A 1,129-nucleotide genomic window follows, 5' to 3' on the forward strand; every position below is an offset into this window, starting at 1 on the left:
GGACGCGAGGCCGCGCCACCGGCCTCCCAGCGGATCTCGTGATCGCTGCCGAGCACGGCCCGCACCGCCGAGCGCACGGCCTCTACATTGCGCGCCCCCGAGAGCCGCTGCGCCAGCGGCGCGTGCTGGTGCGCGAACACGATGGTCGTGCCCTCGACCCGCGCCACCGAGGCACCGGACAGCAACGCCTGCACCGTCGGCCCGAACTCCCGGACCTTGGCCCGGATCTCCGGCCACGCCCCCTCGACGGCCCGCAGCAGATCGTCGCCCACCGCGCCCGCGGGCTCGTCCGGCAACGTCTCGGCAGGCTCGTCCGGCAATGCCGCAACGGGCTCGTCCGGCAATGCCGCAGCCATCGCTCCGGCGGTCGCGGCGGCCCGCTCCCCCACCGCATCATCGGCACGTCGGCCCGCCGCCGATTCCCCGGTCACTTGACCGGAAGCGGGCGGCAAATCGGAAACCGATTGCGCCGCTTCATATCCCGCGCGATCGAGTGGACCGACCGCGGAGCCCTGCGGAGCCGCGGACTCGGCCGGACGGCTCGCCCCAGCCGTGTCATCGCTACGCGCGGGCGCGACCGCCCCGCCCATGGCGGACGGGGGCTGTGTCAGCGCATTCGCGTAACCCTCGTCGGCAGCCCGGGGAGGCGACTGCTCCGCCGGGACACCGGCATCGCCCGCGGCCGCACCGGGCGTGGCCGGATCGCTGACAGCGCCGCGCAGATCCGAACCCGGCTCGGCAGCGTCTGCACGCGCGGCAGCGGCCGCGTTCGCCCCGACAGCGTCCTGCTCGGCGATGGGCAGCGCACCCGCGACGGTGGCGTCAGCGCGCTCCGGCCGGTGAACGGGTGCGTCTTCCCGCGCATCGGCGGCCGGTGCCGAGACGCCGGTCCGAGCCGAATCGGCAGGAGCTGGAGCCGGACCATTCGGATTCCGAACCGACTCGCCACCTGCCCCTTCAGCATCAGAGGAGGCAGCACTTGCGGATGACGGCGCGTCGCCCGTCGATCCCGCCTGGCGTTGGCCCACCGGCGCGGCGGATGAACTCGCGCCGCTTTCGCCGACGCCCGGTCCGGGGCTCGCGCCGCGCGTCTTGGTCTCGCGTAGCGCGGCGAGCGCCTCCGCACCCC

Annotated in this window: 1 pseudogene; it reads right to left on the reverse strand. The window is 75.0% G+C overall.

The annotated features are described in order from the left end of the window. Positions 1-431, reverse strand: a pseudogene (locus NL1_RS35965) (DNA polymerase III subunit gamma/tau); the annotation flags it as partial. Between the last annotated feature and the right edge of the window lie 698 nt (positions 432-1,129).

The organism is Nocardia lijiangensis NBRC 108240, from assembly GCF_001613045.1.
GTDB lineage: Bacteria > Actinomycetota > Actinomycetes > Mycobacteriales > Mycobacteriaceae > Nocardia > Nocardia lijiangensis.